Below are 18,502 nucleotides of genomic sequence, written 5' to 3'. Positions count from 1 at the left end.
TCAGTGCCACCATTTGCTGCTCTGGGACAAGGCGTCCGCAGTGCGGTGGGTGGTGTCCATGGCGTCGAGGGTCGCGACCGCGTCGTCGTCGAGGGTGAAGTCGAAGACCGCGTAGTTCTCCTCGATGCGGTTCTTGTGCGACGACTTCGGGATGACCGACAGGCCCTTCTGGAGCGCCCAGCGGATCAGCACCTGCGCGTTCGTGCGGCCGACGGCCTCCGCGATCCGGCCGACCGCCGGGTCGTCGAGGTGCCGCCCGGTGCCGAGCGGGCTGTACGCCTGCGCGACCACGTTCGCCTCCTCGCAGGCCTCGAGCAGGCCCTGGCGGTACTCGAACGGGCTGAACTGGATCTGGTTCACCGCGGGCTGGATCCCGGCGACCTTGGACAGCTCCAGCTGCTCGGCGGCGCTGAAGTTGGAGATGCCGATGCCCTTGGTCAGGCCGGCCTCCACCGCCGCCTCCATCCCCGGCCACGCCCAGGTCGGCCCGCCCTGCGGCCAGTGGATCAGGTACAGGTCGAGGTAGTCGGTCCCGAGCCGCTCGAGGCTCTTCTCCGCCTCCACCCGCGCGTCCTTGCCGCCCGGGTAGAACTTCGTCGTCAGGAAGATCTCCTCCCGCGGGATCCCGCTGTCGCGGATCGCCCGGCCGACGCTCTCCTCGTTCCCGTATCCCTGCGCGGTGTCGATCAACCGGTAGCCGGTCGCGAGCGCGTCGCCGACGGCACGCTCACACTCCGCCCCGTCGTCCACCTGCCAGACACCGAGTCCGAAGACCGGGATCGCACTTCCGTTGGACAGCGCCCGAGTGGCGCGCGGGTCATCGAGAGTCATGCTCTCCTTCTACCACGCCCTCCACCTTGTTCGCGTGACGTATCACGTCGACCACGTCGGACATCATGCCGGTGAGGTCATAGTCCTTCGGTGTGTAGACGGCGGCCACTCCGGCCGACAGCAGGGCCTTGGCGTCGGCGTCCGGGACGATGCCGCCGACCACCACCGGGACGTCTTCGAGACCGGCTTCGCGGAGGCCCTGCACCACCTGCGGGACCAGCGCCATGTGCGAGCCGGACAGGATCGACAGCCCCACGCAGTGGACGTCCTCCGCGACGGCGGCGGCGACGATCTGCTCGGGCGTCAGCCGGATGCCCTGATAGATGACCTCGAATCCGACGTCGCGGGCGCGGACGGCGACCTGCTCCGCGCCGTTCGAGTGACCGTCGAGACCGGGCTTGCCGACCAGCAGCCGCAACCGGCCACCCAGCTCCTCGGAGGTCGACGAGACCTTCTCGCGGACGGCGGCGATCTCGGCCCCACCCGCTGACACGCCGACGGATCCGGCCACCCCGGTCGGCGCGCGGTACTCGCCGTACATCTCCCGCAGGACCCCGGCCCACTCCCCCGTCGTCACCCCGGCCCGCGCGCACTCGAGCGTCACCGGCATGAGGTTCTCGCTGCCCTTCGCGGCAGCCCGCAGCTTCGCCAGCGCGGCCTCGACCGCGTCGCCATCGCGCGCGGCGCGCCACTCCTTCAGCGACGTCAGCGCAGCGGCCTCGGCCGCCGGGTCGACGGTCTGGATGGCGGTGTCGAGGTCGGCGGTCAGCGGCGACGGCTCGGTGTTCTCGAACCGGTTCACCCCGACGACGACCTGTTCACCGGACTCGATCCGCTGCCGGCGCTCGGCATGCGACGCGACGAGCGCCTGCTTCAGGTACCCGCTCTCGACCGCGGCGACCGCTCCGCCCATCGCCTGCACCCGATCGATCTCCTCGCGCGCACCCTCGACCAGCTCGGACACCTTCGCCTCGATCACGTGCGACCCGTCGAAGATGTCGTCGTACTCGAGCAGGTCGGACTCGTACGCCAGCACCTGCTGCATCCGCAGCGACCACTGCTGGTCCCAGGGCCGCGGCAACCCGAGCGCCTCGTTCCACGCCGGTAGCTGTACCGCCCGCGCCCGCGCGTTCTTCGACAGCGTGACGCCGAGCATCTCCAGGACGATCCGCTGCACGTTGTTCTCCGGCTGCGCCTCGGTCAGCCCGAGCGAGTTCACCTGTACGCCGTACCGCAACCGGCGCGCGCGCTGGTCCGTGACGCCGTACCGCTGCTCCGTCAGCTCGTCCCAGAGCCGGACGAACGCGCGCATCTTGCACGTCTCCTCGATGAACCGCACGCCGGCGTTCACGAAGAACGAGATCCGCTGCACCACGTCCCCGAACCGCTCCGGCGGCACCTGCCCACCGTCGCGTACCCGGTCCAGGACGGCGATCGCCGTCGACAACGCGAACGCCAGCTCCTGCACCGGCGTCGCGCCGGCCTCCTGGAGGTGGTAGCTGCAGATGTTGATCGGGTTCCACTTCGGCATGGTGGAGACCGTGTAAGCGATCACATCGGTCGTCAGCCGCAGCGACGCGTCCGGCGGGAACGCGTACGTCCCGCGCGACAGGTACTCCTTCACGATGTCGTTCTGCGTCGTCCCGGTCAGCTCGTCCGGCAGCGCGCCCTGCTCCTGCGCCGCGACCTGGTACAGCGCGAGCAACCACATCGCGGTCGCGTTGATCGTCATCGACGTGTTCATCTGGGCGAGCGGGATCTGGTCGAACAGCGCGCGGACGTCACCCAGGTGCGCGACCGGTACGCCGACCTTGCCGACCTCGCCCTTGGCCAGCGGATGGTCCGCGTCGTACCCGGTCTGGGTGGGCAGGTCGAAGGCGACCGACAGTCCGGTCTGGCCTTTCGCGAGGTTCCGGCGGAACAGCGCGTTGGACTCCGCCGCGGACGAGTGGCCCGCGTACGTGCGCATCACCCAGGGTCGATCCTTCTCGGTCGCCATGTACCCGAGAGTAGGACTGCGTGACCTTGTGAGTCTGCCTCTCGTGACTGGCGTCACCAGGGGCCTACATCACAGTCAGGCGCTGATCGGGAGCGGGGTCCGTTCGACGTTCAGCACCCGGTGCAGGCGGGTGACCGCGAGGATCCGGACCACCGACGGCATCGGGTGCCAGAGCACCAGTTGCCGGCCGAGCAGCTGGGTCCGGCGGTGGGTCGCGACCAGCAGGCCGAGGCCGGTCGCGTCGACCGCGTCGACCTCCTCCAGGTCGACGATGACGTCACCGTCGGAGGTGTCGATCAGGTCGTTGAGAGTTTGACGGACGTCGCCGACCGAGCGCACGTCCAGGATGCCGGTCAGGTGCACCACGTTGTCGCGGTGGTCCCTGGTGTTGTCGGTGCGGGTGTTGTCGGTGCTGGTGTTGTCGGTCTCGGTGTTGTCGCGGTTGTCAGGTGTGCTGTGGGTCGGTGCGAGCATGTCCGTGCCCTCCGCTCTTCCGGCGGCCCCCGAGGTTTCCATCGGCCGCGTGACAGCGTCTGTGAGAGTAAAGACTCCCTGGAGACACGGAAGGTTGCCAAGACCTCACGAACTTTTGCTTCGCGAGACACGATTCGCGGGACAATGGTGGCTGTGTTCGCCGAACAGTACTTCCTGTTCCCGGTGGTGGCCTTCGCCCTGGCCGGTGTGATGGTGCTGCTGTGCCGCTGGGCCTTCTCGAAGGCCAAGGGCGGGTCGCTGGTCCGGCGGGTCGACCACACGCCCGCGGACCGGGACGCGTTCGGCCTGCTCGTCGACATCCGCACCGTGGCGAACTACAACGAGGCCCGCGTCCTCGTGTCCCGCCTGAAGGACTTCGGTATCAAGGCGACCGCGGCCCGCACCACCGACGGCTGGACCGTCTACGTCTGGCCGCGCGACGAGGCCGCGGCCCGCGGCCTGCTCGACGCTCCCTGAGTCTGCTTTGCCGGGGGTCTAGGGTCTTGGTATGGGGACTCTGCTTGAGCTGGACCTGACCCGCGGCGTGCTCGAGACGCCGCCTGCCTCGCCGGTGGCGGCGTTCCGGTCGCGCCACCTGCCGACGCTGCGCGAACTGGTCGGCGCGCTGCGGAAGGGCGCGCGTGACGACTCGGTGGTCGGCGTGATCGCCCACCTGGGCGGACACCGGCTGTCGCTGGCGCAGGTGCAGGAGCTGCGCGAGGCGGTGGCGGACTTCCGTACGTCGGGCAAGCCCGCGGTCGCGTGGACCGAGTCGTTCGGTGAGACCGGTCAGGGAACGGTCCCCTACTACCTGGCGACGGCGTTCGACGAGATCTGGCTGCAGCCGTCCGGCGACCTGGCCATCACGGGTGTGTCCGTGCAGGCGGTCTTCATCCGCGGCGCCCTCGACAAGACGGGCGTGATCCCGCAGTTCGGCAAGCGGCGTGAGTACAAGACGGCCGCCGACACGTTCACCGAGCGCGAGATGACGCCGCCGGCCCGTGAGATGGCGTCCCGGCTCGCGGAGTCGGCGTACGAGCAGATCGTCGAGGGGATCGCCGTACGGCGGCGGCTGGACACCGCACGGGTACGAGAGCTCGTCGACAGTGCGCCGCTGCCCGCGCAGACCGGTCTGGACGCCGGTCTGGTCGATCGGCTCGGCTACAGGTCGGACGTGTACGACGAGCTCGAGAAGCAGCTGCAGTACGACGACAGGCTGCTGGCCGAGCGGTACATCCGGCGTGGTCCACGGACGCTGGACGAGATCCGCAAAACGCTTCCCTGGCCGCAGAAGCCGCTGGTGGCGGTGGTGCGGGTGACGGGTGGCATCGCGGTCGGCCGCAACTCCAACAGCCCGCTCGGCGGTCCCGGCTCCGGCTCGGACACCGTCGGCGCCGCACTGCGCGCGGTGGCCGACAACGAGCGCGTGAAGGCCGTGGTGCTGCGCGTCGACAGCCCGGGAGGTTCGTACGTCGCCTCCGACGCGATCCGCAACGAAGTACTGCGGTTGAGGTCGACCGGACGACCGGTGATCGCGTCGATGGGCGGAGTCGCCGCATCCGGCGGGTACTTCGTCGCGATGCCGGCCGACGTGATCGTCGCGCAGCCCGGCACGATCACCGGGTCGATCGGCGTACTGACCGGCAAGGGCGTCGTACGGGATGCGCTCGAGCGGATCGGGATCTCGCGCGAGGCCGTGTCCGAGGGTGCGAACGCGCAGATGTACTCGGCGCAGGAGGAGTTCACCGACGAGCAGTGGGCGCGGCTGGAGGAGACCCTCGACCGCATCTACAAGGACTTCGTCGCCAAGGCGGCCCAGGACCGCGGCCTGCCCGAGGAGCGGCTGGAGTCGCTGGCCCGCGGACGGGTCTGGACCGGTGCCGACGCGCACAGCCACAAGCTGGTCGACGAGCTCGGCGGGTTCCAGCACGCGCTCACGCTCGCCTGCAACCGGGCCGGTCTGGACCGCGACGAGATCGCCGTGACCTCGGTGCCGCACCGCAACCTGCTCAGTCAGCTGAAGGCCCCCACGACGACCGATGATCTGGCTGTCAGTGCGGCGCCGTTGACGCTCGACGGCCTGACCACCGGTCTCTACAGCGCGCTCGGGCTGCCGCCGGCCGGCGTACTGCGGATGCCGTTCAGGTGGGAGATCGGCTAGGAACGCTCGCCGCCAGGGACCCAGAGGACGTCGCCGCCGGACGACAGGTTGGCGACACGGCCGAGGATGAACAGCAGGTCGGACAGGCGGTTCAGATAGGTGAGCGCGAGCAGGTTGACGGACGGCCCGTGCGCCTCGACGGCGGCCCAGCCGGCCCGCTCGGCGCGGCGGACGACCGTGCGGGCGACGTTCAGGTACGCCGCGCCCTCGGTCCCGCCGGGCAGGATGAACGACCGGAGCTTGGTCAAACGACTGTTGTAGTCGTCGCACCAGCCCTCGAGCCGATCGATGTAGTCCTGGGTGATGCGCAGGGGCGGGTACTCGGGGTCCGGCGTGATCGGGTTGCACAGGTCCGCGCCGACGTCGAACAGGTCGTTCTGGACGTGGGTCAGCAGGACCACGAGCGCAGTGTTCAGGTGACCGGCCGCGATGGCCACACCGATCGCCGAGTTCGCCTCGTCGACCTCGCCGTACGCCGCCAGCCGCGGGTCGGTCTTCGACGTCGTGGAGTTGTCGCCGAGGCGGGTCTCGCCGGCGTCACCGGTACGGGTGTAGATCCGCGTCAAGTTCACAGCCATGCCAGGACTCTACGCAAACCCCCGGAGCGTCAAACGCTACAGTCGACCGGTGGAACGGTTTCGGATCGCAGGTGAGGCACGGCTCGACGGCACTGTCGAGGTGGCCGGGGCGAAGAACAGTGTGCTCAAGCTGATGGCGGCAGCGCTGCTGGCGGAGGGTACGACGACGCTGCGGCAGGTGCCGGGCATCCTGGACGTCACGTTCATGGCGCAACTGCTGGACACGCTCGGCTGCTCGGTCAAGGTGGACGCGGAGGGGCGGCTCGCCACGATCGCCGTCCCGGGGACGATCGGGCACCAGTGCGACTACGACCTGGTCCGCAAGCTGCGCGCCTCGATCTCGGTGCTCGGCCCGCTGCTGGCCCGCTGCGGTCAGGCGGAGGTGGCGCTGCCGGGCGGTGACAACATCGGGTCCCGCGGGCTGAACATGCACGTCGCCGGCCTGGAGGCGATGGGTGCGAAGGTGCACATCGAGCACGGTTTCGTGATCGCCGAGGCCCCGCAGGGCCTGCACGGCGCCGAGGTCTGGCTGGACTTCCCGAGCGTCGGCGCGACCGAGACGATCATGATGGCGGCGGTGCTCGCGAAGGGCACCACCGTGATCGAGAACGCCGCCCGCGAGCCGGAGATCCAGGACATCGCCACGATGCTGGTCGAGATGGGCGCGCAGATCGACGGCGCGGGCTCGCCGCGGATCGAGATCACCGGGGTGAGCGGCCTGCTGAACCCGGTGGACCACGTCGTGATCCCGGACCGGATCGTGTCCGGGAGCTGGGCGTTCGCAGCCGCGATCACCAAGGGTGACGTCACGGTCGCGAACGGACACGCCGAGCATCTGGAGCTGCCGCTCGACAAGCTGCACAAGGCCGGCGCGGAGATCACCGTGCTGAATCCCGGGTTCCGGGTCCGGATGCACGACCGGCCGAAGCCGGTGGACGTGGTCACGCTCCCCTACCCCGGGTTCGCGACCGACCTGCAGGCGTTCGTGATCGCGCTGAACGCGATCAGCGACGGCGCGGCGATGGTGACCGAGAACCTCTTCGAGGGCCGGTTCACGTTCGCACAGGAGCTGACCCGGCTCGGTGCGCAGATCCAGACCGACGGGCATCACGCGGTGGTCCGCGGCGTACCGCGGCTCTCCGGCGCACCCGTGGTCGCCTCCGACATCCGTGCGGGAGCCGCGCTGGTGCTGGCCGGTCTCGCGGCCGAGGGCGAGACGCTGGTGTCGGCCGCCCACCACGTGCACCGCGGCTACACCGACTTCGCCGGCAACCTGCGCCGCCTCGGCGCCGACGTGGTCGTCGAGCCCGACGACGCGGAGCTGTACTGGAGCTGACCCCCGCTCCAAGGGCCTGCCGGGTTAGGGTCTTGCGCATGAGTGAGCGCGTGGTGCGGCCGGTCGGCCGGGGTTTCCTGTTCCTCGACTCGCACCCGGCCGGGTGTGCACAGGTGGTCCGGGACATGGCGGCGCAGGTCGAGGGGCGTACGCCGGAACGTCGTACGGCGCTTGTGATCGGGTCGAGTTCGGGCTACGGGCTCGCGACGACGATCGCGGGTCTGGCGCGGTACGGCATCGACGGAATCGGCGTGTGCTTCGAGAAGGCCGCCACGGCTCGTCGTACGGCGACCGCCGGGTGGTACCGCACCGCGGAGACCGCCGCGCTGGCGGCCGAGCTGGGTCGCTCGTGGAACTTCGTGAACGCGGACGCCTTCGCGGACACCACGAAGGACGAGGTGCTCGACCTGGTCGCCGAGCAGCTCGGCGGGATCGACCACCTGGTCTACAGCGTCGCCGCGCCGCGTCGCGTCGATCCGCGCACCGGCGAGACGTACCAGTCGGTGCTGAAAGCGATCGGCGCCGAGCACACCACGAAGAGCCTCGCGTTCGACGACGGTGCGCCGGTCCTGCAGGAGGTCGGCATCGAGGTCGCCACCGATGACGAGATCGCGCAGACCGTGAAGGTGATGGGCGGCGAGGACTGGTCCCGCTGGATCACCGCGTTGCAGGAGCGCGACCTGCTCAAGCCGGGCTTCAACACGGTGGCTCTCACGTACATCGGCTCCGAGCTGACCGGCCCCCTCTATCGCCAGGGTTCGATCGGGGCGGCCAAGGCGGACCTCGAGCAGACCGCGCTGAAGCTGGCCGCCGACGGCGTGACCGCGATGACCTCGGTGAACGGCGCGGCCGTCACGCAGGCGTCGTCCGCGATCCCGGGCATCGGCCTGTACGTCAGCCTCCTCCACAAGGTCACCGAGCTGCAGACCCCGATCGAGCAGTCGATCGCGCTGTGGGACCAGCTCACCGGCAAGGCACCGCTCGACCTCGACGACGAGGGCCGCATCCGCCTCGACCGCTGGGAGCTGTCCGACGACGTCCAGTCCGCCGTCCGGACGCAGTGGGAATCGGTCACCCAGAACAACATCGCCGAGGTCGCCGACGCCGCCTGGTTCTTCAACGAGGTACGCCGACTGTACGGCTTCGACGTACCGAACGTGGACTACGCGGCCGAGACCGAGGTCGACGTGGAGTGGCCAACGGGCACCGTCGAGTCGTGACTGCCACAGACCAACTGCGGACGGCGAACGCGACCGACGTCGATCAGCTGGTGCGCCTTTGGGCTCTCGTGTTCGAGGACGACGCCGACCAGGCGCAGTGGACGGACCACGCGCGTGGGTGGTTCACGCGGTTCGTCGACGACGCCGGCGCTGCGCGGTTCCCGGTGATCGAGGTCGGTGGCCGGCTTGTCGCGACCGCCATCGGCACGCTCGAACTCGGGGTTCCCACTCCCCAGTGCATCAGGGGCCGCACGGTGCGGCTCGCGAACGTCATCACCCTGCCCGAGTACCGCGGGCGCGGCTACGGGACGCGGCTCGTGCACGATGTCGTCGACTGGGCCCGATCCATCACCGCCGATCGCGTCGACCTGAGCGCCACACCGGCAGGACAGCGCCTCTACACGAACCTCGGCTTCACCGGCACGTCCGCCCCGCGGATGAAGCTCGTCCTCTGAACTGCTCGCCCTGAGGCGGATCGGATCTGACTGCGAGGCCTAACCGCGGGCGCGGTACGCGCGCATCTTGTTGCGTGAGCCGCAGATCGACATCGTGCACCAGCGGCTGCGGCCGGCCGGGCTCCGGTCGTATTACACCCATCGGCAGGTGTCGGCGGCACAGGCCTTGAGCCGTGGCTGCGCCTGGCACACGTCACGGACCGCTTCCCGCAGCGTCAGCACCTGCTCCAGGCCGGCCGCGTCGAACCGGAGCCCAGGCAGCCCGTGGGCCGCACAGAACGTGCCGAGCTCCGCGGGCGTCGCGAGCGTGTCGCGTTCCATCTCCAGGTCGACGGTGTTGACCAGGTCCTGGACGAGGACCCTCGGCCTCGTGCAGTTCGCCGCCGGCGTCGGGCTGGGCGGCGCGAACGTGTTGTCGGTGACGATTCGCCAGCTCCTGATCCCGCGGACATCCCTTGCCCGAAGCAACGGCGCCTACCGTGCCTTCACCTTCGGCGTGCTCCCGGTGGGTGCCGCGCTCGGCGGCGTCCTGGGCAGCACCTTCGGCACCACCGCTGCTGTGGTGGTCGGCACCGTCGGCATGGCCTTGTCCGCGCTCCCGATGTTCGTCCGGGAGGTACGGACGCTCGACACCCCGGTGACTACAGCGGCTTGAACGACACCAGCTCGAGGACCAGTTCGCCGGCCTCGTCGGAGGCGGTGAGGTCGACGGTGGCCGAGATGCGCCAGTCGTGGTTGCCTTCGGGGTCGTCGATGATCTGCTGGACTTCCCAGTAGCCGGGGTGCTCCTCGATCAGGAACAGTGCGGGACCGCGCGCCTCGGGGCCGGTACCGACGACGTCGTGCTCGGCGTAGTACGCCGTACCGGCCTCGGCCCAGCGGCCCGCATCCCAGCCGGCGTCGGCGTCGAGTTGGCCGAGCTCGGCCCAGCGGTGCAGGGCGAGGAGCTCGACGCGGCGGAACATCGCGTTGCGCACCAGGACCCGGAAGGCCCTGGTGTTCAAGGTGATCCGGCGCGGGCCTGCCGGCGTCGGCGCGACCCCAATTCCGGTCAACTCAGCCTCGGTGGTCGGGTTGGTCAGTTCCTCCCACTCGTCGAGCAGGCTGGAGTCGGTCTGCCGTACGACCTCGCCGAGCCACTCGATCAGGTCGGCCAGGTCCTCGTCCACCTTGTCCGGCGGCACGGTCTGCCGCAGCGCCTTGTACGCGTCGCTGAGATACCGCAGTACGACGCCCTCCGAGCGCGCGAGCCCGTAGTACCCGATGAACTCGCCGAACGTCATCGCCCGCTCGAACATGTCCCGGACGACGGCCTTCGGTGACAGCCCGGTGTCCGCGATCCACGGATGCGTCTGCCGGTACATCTCGAACGTTGCCTCGAGCAACTCAGCGAGCGGTTTCGGCCAGCTGACGTCCTCGAGCAGCTCCATCCGTTCGTCGTACTCGATGCCCTGGGCCTTCATCGCGTTGACCGCCTCGCCGCGGGCGTGGTGCTCCTGCGCCCAGAGGACCGCGCGCGGATCCTCCAGCGTCGCCTCGATGATCGAGACCACGTCGAGGGCGTACGACGGGTCCGCCGGGTCGAGCAGGTCGAGGGCGGCCAGGGCGAACGTGGACAGCGGCTGGTTGAGGCTGAAGTCCTTCTGCAGGTCGACGGTCAGGCGCAGGAACCGGCCGTTCTCGTCGGGCTCGTCGAGGCGCTCGACGACGCCGGCGGTGACGAGGGTGCGGTAGATCTGGATCGCCCGCCGGATCAGCCGGACCTGCGCCCGGGACTCCTCGTGGTTGTCGCGGAGCAGGTGCCGCATGCTCTCGAACGCGTTGCCGTCGCGGGCGATGACGTTCAGCAGCATGGCGTGGCTGACCCGCATCCGGGACTGCAGCGCCTCGGGCTCGGCCGCGACGAGCCGGTCGAACGTGTCCTCGCCCCAGGTCACAAACCCTTCCGGCGGCTTCTTGCGCTGCACCTTGCGCTGCTTCTTCGGGTCGTCACCGGCCTTCGCGAGCGCCTTCACGTTCTCGACCACGTGATCCGGGGCCTGGACGACGACGGTGCCGGAGGTGTCGTACCCAGCCCGCCCCGCGCGGCCCGCGATCTGGTGGAACTCGCGCGCCTTGAGGATCCGCTGGCGACGTCCGTCGTACTTGCTGAGCGCCGTGAGGACGACGGTCCGGATCGGGACGTTGATGCCGACGCCGAGCGTGTCGGTGCCGCAGATGACCTTGAGCAGACCGGCCTGCGCGAGCTGCTCGACGAGCCGCCGGTACTTCGGCAGCATGCCGGCGTGGTGCACGCCGATCCCGTGCTTCACCAGCCGCTGCAGCGTCCGGCCGAAGCCCTTGCTGAACCGGAAGTGGCCGATCAGCTCGTTGATCTTCTCCTTCTCCTCCTTCGAGGAGACGTTGATGCTCATCAGCGCCTGCGCGCGTTCGAGGGCGGCCGCCTGGGTGAAGTGCACGACGTACACCGGGGCCTGGTGGGTGGTGAGGAGCTCCTCGAGGGTCTCGTGCAGGGCCGTGGTGACGTACTTGTAGATCAGCGGCACAGGGCGCTCGCCGGACGCCACGATCGCGGTCGGGCGGCCGGTCCGTCGCGAGAGGTCGATCTTGAACCGTTCGACGTCGCCGAGGGTCGCGGACATCAGGACGAACTGCGCCTTCGGCAGCTCGAGCAGCGGCACCTGCCACGCCCAGCCGCGGTCCGGCTCGGAGTAAAAGTGGAACTCGTCCATCACCACCTGGCCGACGTCCGCTGCGGTGCCTTCACGCAGGGCGATGTTGGCGAGGACCTCCGCCGTACAGCAGATGATCGGAGCGCTCGCGTTGACGGCGGCGTCACCGGTCAGCATGCCGACCTTGTCCGCTCCGAACACGTCGCACAGCGCGAAGAACTTCTCCGACACCAGGGCCTTGATCGGCGCGGTGTAGAACGTCCGCTGCCCGTTCGCCATCGCCGCGAAGTGCGCACCGGTCGCCACCAGACTCTTCCCGGACCCGGTCGGCGTCGACAGGATCACGTTCGACCCCGTCATCACCTCGATCAACGCCTCCTCCTGCGCCGGGTACAACGAGATCCCCTGCCCCGTCACCCACCCCTGAAAGGCATCGAACAGATCGTCAGGCTCGGTCGTCCCCGGCAACTTCTCGGTCAGCGTCATCACTGCCCATTGTTCCTTGGGCCCGAAGGACAGGAGGTACTGCCCTCCGATAGCCGGCCGCCGGCGCGTCAGGCGGGACGGCACCGGTCAGCAGCCGACACCTCCTGTCGCTCGGGCCCCAACCGCTCGGCTCACGATTCAGACCGCTCGGCGACAGCGTCAGTGCAAACGATTGCAAGCATGTCTATTCAGCGATGACTTGATGGGCATGAAACTTTCGTGGCGCCGGGTGGGCGCGAGTTTGCTGGTGACGGTGATGGGTGCGGCGGGTCTGGTGGCTGCCGGGCCCGACGAGCAGGTCAGGACGGAAGGAGGTGGGCTGGTCACGACCTGGGGTGCGGCGGACGACATCGCCGGTGGGACGTTGAGCGACATGACGGTGCGCAACATCCTGCGGACGAGCGTCGGCGGAAAGGATCTGCGGATCCGGATCTCCAATGCGAACGGGGATCAGCCGCTGGTGTCGGACTCGGTGTACGTCGGCCGGCACGACAGCGGTGCGAGTGTGGTGCCGGGGTCCAGCCGGCGGTTGACGTTCGGCGGCAGTACGACGGTGACGATCCCGCCGGGCGCGATGGCGATCAGTGATCCGCTGCCCGGGACGGTGCCGGCGCTGACGAGTCTGACCGTCAGCCTGCACGTGGTCGGGTCGACGGGCGTGATCACCGCGCACAACCGGGCGATGCAGCACAGCTACAAGTCGACATCCGGCGATCACGCGGCCGACGAGTCGAGTACGGCGTACCAGACGGAGTCCTCGGCGTGGTTCTTCCTGAACGCCGCGATCGTCGAGGCGACGCGGGACGTGGCGACGGTCGCGACGCTCGGCGACTCGATCACGTCGTCGGTCGGTACGACGATCGACACCAACCGGCGGTGGCCGGACATCCTCGCGGCCCGGTACGCGCAGCTGCCGGATCCGGCGCGGCTGGCGATCTCCAACGAGGGCATCTCGGGGAACCGGGTGCTCGGCGGGATCGCGAAGGCCGGGAGCGCCGGGCCGAGTGCGTTGGCGCGGCTCGACAAGGACGTGCTGACGAAGCCCGGCGTACGGACGGTGCTGGTGCTGGAGGGGATCAACGACATCTATGCCGGGGCGAGCACGGAGCAGTTGATCGCCGGGTACCGGCAGCTGATCGCTCGGGTGCACGCGTCGGGGCGGTGCATCGTGGGCGGGACGTTGACGCCGATGGGGAGCTCGTTCGTGTACACGCCGGAGAAGGAGGCGATCCGGCAGGCCGTCAACACGTTCATCCGGTCCAGCGGTGAGTTCGACGGGTACGTCGACTTCGACGCGGCCACGCGCGACCCGGCCAACCCGTCGCGTCTGGCACCGGCGTACGACGGCGGCGACGGCCTCCACCCGAACGACGCCGGCAACAAGGCGATGGGCGAAGCCCCCGACCTCGACACCCTCCGCTGCAACTAGCGCTTGCCCACCGAGGTGGAGGGTTGCCCCCTGAAAATCCCAGGGGGCAACCCTCCACTCGAGAGGGCAACCCAGCTACTTGGCGCCCTTGATGGCTAGGGCTTGTTCCAGTTCGTCGCGGATGGCGTCGGCGCCGGATTTGCGGTAGTTGGCTACTGCTTCGTCCCACGCGTTGAGGTCGGCTCGGCCCAGTTGGATGTCCTTGGTGAGGGCGTCCATGCGGGTGTCGAGGACCTTGCCCTTCGTGGACTGGGTGGGTGAGTAGAGGCCGTACGTCGGGGACAGGATCGCTGTCGGGAGTACGGACTCGAGGTGGTTGTACAGGTTGTCGACCGCCTCGGGATGACCGGGGAAGTACGCCGGATACGGCCCGTCGGCGAGGTACTGCACCGGGAACTCACCCAGGCACACCTCACTCCCGCCGTCCTTCGTCAGCTGCGGATCGGTGCCGTTCAGCGTGTAGTGCCGCCCGGGCAGACCGAACTTCCGGAACAGGTACTCCTCCGTCCCGAACGGCGCCGCGAACCAGTTCAGCATCCGCAGCAGCGTCTTCGTCCGCTCCGGCGAACTCGGCCGGATCGCGGCGATCGAGTTGTTGGGCGACCCGAGCAGCACCCGCCCGACCTTCCCGTCGGCAGCTCGCGGCACCGGGATCGTGATGCTGAAGTTCTTGTTCGTCGCCCGCCGGTAGAAGCTCTGGATCGACGAGTACGAGTCCTGCGTCATCACCGCCGACCCCTGCGTGAACCAGACCTTCTGGTTGGCCTTCGCGACCCCGTCCGGATGGATCAGGCCGTCCTTCACCAGCTGCCGGGTGATCACCAGCAGCTCCTTGTGCTCCGGCAGCTCCCGGCTGTGGACCAGCTTCCCGTCGCGCACTTCCCAGCCGTTCGGCAGCCCGAGCATCGCGCTCACGGACGCGGTGGGCGGCACCGCGAAGGCCCACCGGTTCTTCTTCCCGTCGGTGACGGCCTTCGCCACCTTCACCAGCTCGTCGACGGTCGGCGAACCGATTTCGACGCCGAGCTGGTCGAGCAGGTCCTGCCGCACCAGCAACGTGTTCGACGACATGATGCCGCGCTGGATCGGCACCGCCCGGATCCCGCCGGAGAACACGCACCCGCGCCACGAGGCCTCCGGCGCGTTCGCCAGGAACGGGTACTCGAGGATCGCGTCCCCGGACAGGTACTCGGTCAGGTCCTGCGCCCGCGCCTCCAGGAACTGCGGCAGGTACGCGAATCCGCTGTCCACGTTGAACACATCGCCCAACGTGTCGCCGGCCACCGCCGTGGCGAACTTGTTCGGGTAGTCGGCCGCCGAGGTGATGTTCAACCCGAGCGGCGACCCGAGCCGCCGGTTCAGCTCCTGCCAGTACGGGTTGCGGTCGGCCGTCGGCGGGATCGGGTTCGACGTCGGCGCCGAGCCCGTCACGTCGGTACCGTCGCCCGGCGCCCCGTCGGTCGCCTTGACCGGACGCTCCGGGAACTTGTAGAAGCAGTCCGGCATCAACGGATGACTCCGCGGCAGGTCCGGCTTCGGTCCCTCGAAGCGTTTGTACGTCGGCAACGCGACCGGCTTGTTCAGCGCCGCGATGTCGGTCGACCGGGTCACCGTGGCGCAGCCGCTCAACCCGCCGGCCGTCGCGACCGCGGCGAGCGACCCGCCCAGAAACGTTCTTCTCCTGATCGTCATCCCTTCACCGCCCCGGTCAGCATGCCCTTGGCGAAGTGGCGCTGCAGGAACGGGTACACGATCAGGATCGGTACCAGCGACACCACCAGGATCGCCATCTGGATCGACTCCTGCGGCGGCAGCTGATCGGCCGACGCGCCACCGAGGTCACCGGCGCTCAGCTCGGTGTTGTTGATGACGTACGTCCTCAAGACGAGCTGCAACGGCCATTTCGCGGTGTCGTTGATGTAGAGCATCGCGTTGAAGAACGCGTTCCAGTACCCGACCGCGTAGAACAGCCCGACGACCGCGAGCACCGCGCGCGACAGCGGCAGCACGATCGACCAGAAGATCCGGAAGTCCCCGGCTCCGTCGATCCGCGCCGAGTCGAGCACCGAGTCGGGGATGCCCATGAAGAACGAGCGCAGCACGATCACGTTGAACCCGCTGATCGCCGTCGGCAGGATCAGCGCCAGCAACGAGTCGAGCAGCCCAAACTCCTTCACCACCAGGTAGTTCGGGATCAGCCCCGGGCTGAACAGGATGCTGAACAGCACGATCAGCAGGATCGGCCGCTGACCGAACGAGCCGGACCGGCTGAGCCCGTAGGCGAGCATGGTCGACCCGGCGAGACTGATCAGCGTGCCGCCGAGGGTGATGACGAAGCTGACCATCAGCGCACGCTGCACCACTCCCCCGTTGAAGATCGTCTTGTAGGAGTCGAGGTTCAGCGCGTCCGGCCAGAGCACGAACCCGCCGGAGTTCGTCACGTGTTCCTGGCTGGCGATGCTGGTCGAGATCACGCCGATGAACGGCACGATCACGACCGCACAGCAGATCAGCAGTACGACGCCTTTGACAACCCGCGCCGGCATCGCCGGACCGTCGTCGATGCCCTTCTGTTTCACAACGCTCGTTGACGTGGTCATGGGGCCTCCCGGTCTGGACTGAGGAGCGGAGGGAGCGAAGCGACCGGAGCGACGAGGGAAGACCGGGAGTCAAAGCCCCAGGACCCCGCCGGCGCCGGAGGCCCGGCCAAATGCACTGAGCTCATTTCTTGTACACCCCCGCCTCGCCGAAGATGTGGGCTACCTTGTTGGCGCCGATCACCAGGGCGACGCCGATCAGCCCCTTCACCAGGCCGACTGCGGCGGACACGCCCCATTGGCCGGCCAGTACGCCGTTGTTGTAGACGTACGTGTCGAGTACTTCGCTCGCGGGTCTGCCGACCAGGTTCTGCTGCAGGATGATCTGCTCGAACCCGACTGTGAGCGAGTCACCGAGCCGCAGGATCAGCAGCAGGATGATCAGCCCGCGGATACCGGGCACCGTGACGTGCCACAGCTGCCGCCAGCGTGAGGCGCCGTCGACCCGCGCGGCCTCGTACAGCCCCGGATCGATCTGCGTCAGCGCCGCGAGGAACAGGATCGTCCCCCACCCGGTGTCCTTCCAGATCACCTGGCTGGTGAGCAGCGCGATGAAGCCGTCCGGGTTGCCGAGGAAGTCGATGGTGCCCATCCCGTGCTCGCGCAGGAAGTTGTTGATCAGCCCGCTGCCGCCGAGGATCTGCTGGAAGATCGCGATCACGATCACCCAGGACAGGAAGTGCGGCAGGTACAGCACCGACTGCACGACGCGCTTGATCCGCTCGGACAGCAGGCTGTTCAGCAGCAGCGCCAGGGCGATCGGCGCCGGGAACACGAAGATCACCTGGACGATCGTGATCAGCAGCGTGTTCTTGAGGGCGTTCAGGAACTCCGCGTCGCCGTTGAAGATCACCGCGAAGTTGTCCAGCCCGACCCACGCACTGCGGCCGAGCGGCACGAACGGCAGGTATTCCTGGAAGGCGATCAGGTTCCCGAGCAGCGGCAGGTAGTGGAAGGCCAGCAGGAGGACCAGCCCGGGCAGAGCCATCAGCAGGAGCACCTTGTCCCGGCGCGCCCGCGCCCACCACGACAGCCCTTTGCCGCCCGGCCGCGGCGCCGATCTACTGTCCGTAGCCGTGCCCGGTGGTCCGGAGCCGGTCACACCGGACCGGTCGATGGGCCCTGCGGCCTGCTTTCGGTGGGTTTGCGGGCTGAGAACTCCGTCTGTTTGAGCCACGCGACACTCCCAGGGTCGATGCCGTCGCTCCCTCACTGGAGAGCGCTTTCCGTTCTCCTGCGTTCGACCATGTCGTATTTTGCGAGGCCCGGCAAACCCTTACCGGTGTGTTTTGCGGAAAATGAACGCTATCCGGAGTCTCAGCCTCACGGACGGTGGTGCCAGCGCGGCTCGGCGCCGCCGCGCAGGGCGAGGTGTTCCAGGTGCGCCCGGGCCATCCGGACGGTCTGCAGATTGATGCCGCCGTACGCCCCGAGCTCGGTGCCGATCTCGTCGGCCAGCTCACGGACAGTCAGCGAACCGCGGGTCCGGAGCAGTCCGGCGGTGAGCGTATCGACGGCAGTCACCCAGTCGAGGCTCTCCTCGATCAGCTTCCGGCCGGCGGTCGCGTCGATCGCGTCGCCGTGGGACGGCACGAGCAGGTCGAAGTCCAGGGCGAGGAGCCGCGTCAGTCCGTTGGTGTACCGCTCGACGTCGGTGTAGAGCGGCGCCAGCCAGAGCGAGCTGTCGAGGTACGGGCGACCCCGGCCCTGGACGTCGTCGAAGGTGAACAGGGTCCGCGAGGTCTCGTCCAGTACGGCGATGTGGCCGGGGCTGTGCCCGCTGGTCGTGATCACCTGCAACGGCCGCTCGCCCGGCAGCCGATCGCCGTCGCGCAGCAGTACGTCGATCCGCACCCGCTCGTCCAGCATCTCGAACAACTCGGATCGCTCGGCGTCGGACAGCGCCATCGCGTCCGGGTCCGAGCCCCACAGCTCGTTCACCAGCCGCTCGTTGTCCTCCAGCCACCCGGCCTCCAACGCCGGCGCCGCGAACCGTGCCCCGCTGTGTCTCCGCAGGACGGCGTTGCCGCCCATGTGATCGGGGTGCGCGTGGCTGTTCACCACCAACGTCAGATCCGGCAGCCCCAGCCCGAGCGATGCCAACTCGGGTGCCGTCGACGACTCCGGGGTCGACGCGATGCCGGCGTCCAGCAGCACCAGCTCCGACCCCGCGTCGATCACGTGCAACCAGAGCGGCAGTCCGCACACGTGCGGGTAGTCCGTCGCCAGCCGGTGGATTCCCGGCGCGATCTCGTCAGCCACAG

At 68.8% G+C, this 18,502-nt stretch carries 17 protein-coding genes and 1 pseudogene; 7 read left to right on the top strand and 11 right to left on the bottom strand.

Going from position 1 to position 18,502, the window contains the following annotated elements:
• From BJY22_RS17495 to BJY22_RS17485, 3 genes are all read right to left on the bottom strand, one after another.
• On the bottom strand, positions 1-831 hold the full coding sequence (locus BJY22_RS17495) for an aldo/keto reductase (protein ID WP_167208091.1): 831 nt from the start codon (positions 829-831) through the stop codon (positions 1-3).
• On the bottom strand, positions 818-2,830 hold the full coding sequence (locus BJY22_RS17490) for a protein meaA (protein ID WP_167208089.1): 2,013 nt from the start codon (positions 2,828-2,830) through the stop codon (positions 818-820). The genes BJY22_RS17495 and BJY22_RS17490 overlap by 14 nt, the downstream gene beginning before the upstream one ends.
• Positions 2,831-2,905: 75 nt before the next feature.
• The gene (locus BJY22_RS17485; RefSeq protein WP_167208087.1) at positions 2,906-3,304 is read right to left on the bottom strand and encodes an STAS domain-containing protein; all 399 of its coding nucleotides are present in this window, start codon (positions 3,302-3,304) and stop codon (positions 2,906-2,908) included.
• Between the two features lie 144 nt (positions 3,305-3,448).
• On the opposite strand from BJY22_RS17485, the gene BJY22_RS17480 reads away from it, so the two are divergent.
• Both BJY22_RS17480 and sppA read left to right on the top strand, forming a co-directional pair.
• A complete protein-coding gene (locus BJY22_RS17480; RefSeq protein WP_167208085.1) occupies positions 3,449-3,781 on the top strand; it encodes a hypothetical protein in 333 nt (110 codons plus the stop codon).
• A 31-nt stretch (positions 3,782-3,812) separates the two neighbouring features.
• Positions 3,813-5,465, top strand: a complete 1,653-nt coding sequence (gene sppA / locus BJY22_RS17475) for a signal peptide peptidase SppA (RefSeq protein ID WP_167208083.1) — start codon at positions 3,813-3,815, stop codon at positions 5,463-5,465.
• On the opposite strand, the gene BJY22_RS17470 is transcribed toward sppA, so the two are convergent.
• Positions 5,462-6,043 carry a cob(I)yrinic acid a,c-diamide adenosyltransferase gene (locus BJY22_RS17470; RefSeq protein WP_167208081.1) on the bottom strand — a complete coding sequence of 194 codons (582 nt, stop codon included), beginning with the start codon at positions 6,041-6,043 and terminating at the stop codon, positions 5,462-5,464. The genes sppA and BJY22_RS17470 overlap by 4 nt on opposite strands.
• 49 nt (positions 6,044-6,092) lie before the next feature.
• Here BJY22_RS17470 and murA point away from each other — a divergent pair, with 49 nt between their 5' ends.
• Genes murA through BJY22_RS17455 form a run of 3 tightly spaced genes read left to right on the top strand, consistent with a single transcriptional unit; the run spans position 6,093 to position 9,054 of the window.
• Positions 6,093-7,379: a UDP-N-acetylglucosamine 1-carboxyvinyltransferase gene (gene murA / locus BJY22_RS17465; protein ID WP_167208079.1), complete on the top strand. Its 1,287-nt coding sequence runs from the start codon at positions 6,093-6,095 to the stop codon at positions 7,377-7,379.
• A gap of 38 nt (positions 7,380-7,417) precedes the next feature.
• On the top strand, positions 7,418-8,599 hold the full coding sequence (fabV, locus tag BJY22_RS17460) for an enoyl-[acyl-carrier-protein] reductase FabV (protein ID WP_167208077.1): 1,182 nt from the start codon (positions 7,418-7,420) through the stop codon (positions 8,597-8,599).
• Positions 8,596-9,054 carry a GNAT family N-acetyltransferase gene (locus tag BJY22_RS17455; RefSeq protein WP_202891157.1) on the top strand — a complete coding sequence of 153 codons (459 nt, stop codon included), beginning with the start codon at positions 8,596-8,598 and terminating at the stop codon, positions 9,052-9,054. The genes fabV and BJY22_RS17455 overlap by 4 nt, the downstream gene beginning before the upstream one ends.
• A gap of 39 nt (positions 9,055-9,093) precedes the next feature.
• Here BJY22_RS17455 and BJY22_RS43300 read toward each other — a convergent pair.
• Both BJY22_RS43300 and BJY22_RS42445 read right to left on the bottom strand, forming a co-directional pair.
• Positions 9,094-9,174, bottom strand: a pseudogene (locus BJY22_RS43300) (CGNR zinc finger domain-containing protein); the annotation flags it as partial.
• A gap of 12 nt (positions 9,175-9,186) precedes the next feature.
• Positions 9,187-9,522, bottom strand: a complete 336-nt coding sequence (locus tag BJY22_RS42445) for an ABATE domain-containing protein (protein WP_272954824.1) — start codon at positions 9,520-9,522, stop codon at positions 9,187-9,189.
• Here BJY22_RS42445 and BJY22_RS17445 point away from each other — a divergent pair.
• Positions 9,425-9,709: an MFS transporter gene (locus tag BJY22_RS17445; protein WP_167208073.1), complete on the top strand. Its 285-nt coding sequence runs from the start codon at positions 9,425-9,427 to the stop codon at positions 9,707-9,709. The two genes, BJY22_RS42445 and BJY22_RS17445, sit on opposite strands and share 98 nt — an antisense overlap.
• Here the strand turns inward: BJY22_RS17445 and BJY22_RS17440 are convergent.
• Positions 9,696-12,212 carry a DEAD/DEAH box helicase gene (locus BJY22_RS17440; RefSeq protein ID WP_167208071.1) on the bottom strand — a complete coding sequence of 839 codons (2,517 nt, stop codon included), beginning with the start codon at positions 12,210-12,212 and terminating at the stop codon, positions 9,696-9,698. The genes BJY22_RS17445 and BJY22_RS17440 overlap by 14 nt on opposite strands.
• Positions 12,213-12,420: 208 nt before the next feature.
• Here BJY22_RS17440 and BJY22_RS17435 point away from each other — a divergent pair, with 208 nt between their 5' ends.
• Entirely contained in the window at positions 12,421-13,641 is a 1,221-nt protein-coding gene (locus BJY22_RS17435; protein WP_167208069.1) for an SGNH/GDSL hydrolase family protein, read from the top strand.
• Between the two features lie 75 nt (positions 13,642-13,716).
• Here the strand turns inward: BJY22_RS17435 and BJY22_RS17430 are convergent, their stop codons facing one another.
• The 4 genes from BJY22_RS17430 to BJY22_RS17415 form a co-directional block, all read right to left on the bottom strand.
• Positions 13,717-15,333, bottom strand: coding sequence for an extracellular solute-binding protein (locus BJY22_RS17430; protein ID WP_167208067.1), 1,617 nt, complete (start codon positions 15,331-15,333; stop codon positions 13,717-13,719).
• On the bottom strand, positions 15,330-16,241 hold the full coding sequence (locus BJY22_RS17425) for a carbohydrate ABC transporter permease (protein ID WP_167208065.1): 912 nt from the start codon (positions 16,239-16,241) through the stop codon (positions 15,330-15,332). The genes BJY22_RS17430 and BJY22_RS17425 overlap by 4 nt, the downstream gene beginning before the upstream one ends.
• 121 nt (positions 16,242-16,362) lie before the next feature.
• A complete protein-coding gene (locus BJY22_RS17420; protein WP_167208063.1) occupies positions 16,363-17,226 on the bottom strand; it encodes an ABC transporter permease in 864 nt (287 codons plus the stop codon).
• 335 nt (positions 17,227-17,561) lie between these two features.
• The gene (locus BJY22_RS17415; RefSeq protein WP_167208061.1) at positions 17,562-18,500 is read right to left on the bottom strand and encodes an MBL fold metallo-hydrolase; all 939 of its coding nucleotides are present in this window, start codon (positions 18,498-18,500) and stop codon (positions 17,562-17,564) included.
• Positions 18,501-18,502 lie beyond the last annotated feature (2 nt).

Source organism: Kribbella shirazensis (assembly GCF_011761605.1).
Classification (GTDB): Bacteria; Actinomycetota; Actinomycetes; order Propionibacteriales; family Kribbellaceae; genus Kribbella; species Kribbella shirazensis.
This window is presented reverse-complemented; position numbering and strand designations above follow the sequence as displayed.

Excerpts from the sequence above, each read along its gene's own strand:
- BJY22_RS17495 (WP_167208091.1), bottom strand. The coding sequence starts at position 831 with ATGACTCTCGATGACCCGCGCGCCACTCGGGCGCTGTCCAACGGAAGT.
- BJY22_RS17490 (WP_167208089.1), bottom strand. The coding sequence starts at position 2,830 with ATGGCGACCGAGAAGGATCGACCCTGGGTGATGCGCACGTACGCGGGC.
- BJY22_RS17485 (WP_167208087.1), bottom strand. The coding sequence starts at position 3,304 with ATGCTCGCACCGACCCACAGCACACCTGACAACCGCGACAACACCGAG.
- BJY22_RS17480 (WP_167208085.1), top strand. The coding sequence starts at position 3,449 with ATGGTGGCTGTGTTCGCCGAACAGTACTTCCTGTTCCCGGTGGTGGCC.
- sppA (WP_167208083.1), top strand. The coding sequence starts at position 3,813 with ATGGGGACTCTGCTTGAGCTGGACCTGACCCGCGGCGTGCTCGAGACG.
- BJY22_RS17470 (WP_167208081.1), bottom strand. The coding sequence starts at position 6,043 with ATGGCTGTGAACTTGACGCGGATCTACACCCGTACCGGTGACGCCGGC.
- fabV (WP_167208077.1), top strand. The coding sequence starts at position 7,418 with ATGAGTGAGCGCGTGGTGCGGCCGGTCGGCCGGGGTTTCCTGTTCCTC.
- BJY22_RS17440 (WP_167208071.1), bottom strand. The coding sequence starts at position 12,212 with ATGACGCTGACCGAGAAGTTGCCGGGGACGACCGAGCCTGACGATCTG.
- BJY22_RS17435 (WP_167208069.1), top strand. The coding sequence starts at position 12,421 with ATGAAACTTTCGTGGCGCCGGGTGGGCGCGAGTTTGCTGGTGACGGTG.
- BJY22_RS17430 (WP_167208067.1), bottom strand. The coding sequence starts at position 15,333 with ATGACGATCAGGAGAAGAACGTTTCTGGGCGGGTCGCTCGCCGCGGTC.
- BJY22_RS17425 (WP_167208065.1), bottom strand. The coding sequence starts at position 16,241 with ATGACCACGTCAACGAGCGTTGTGAAACAGAAGGGCATCGACGACGGT.
- BJY22_RS17420 (WP_167208063.1), bottom strand. The coding sequence starts at position 17,226 with ATGGCTCTGCCCGGGCTGGTCCTCCTGCTGGCCTTCCACTACCTGCCG.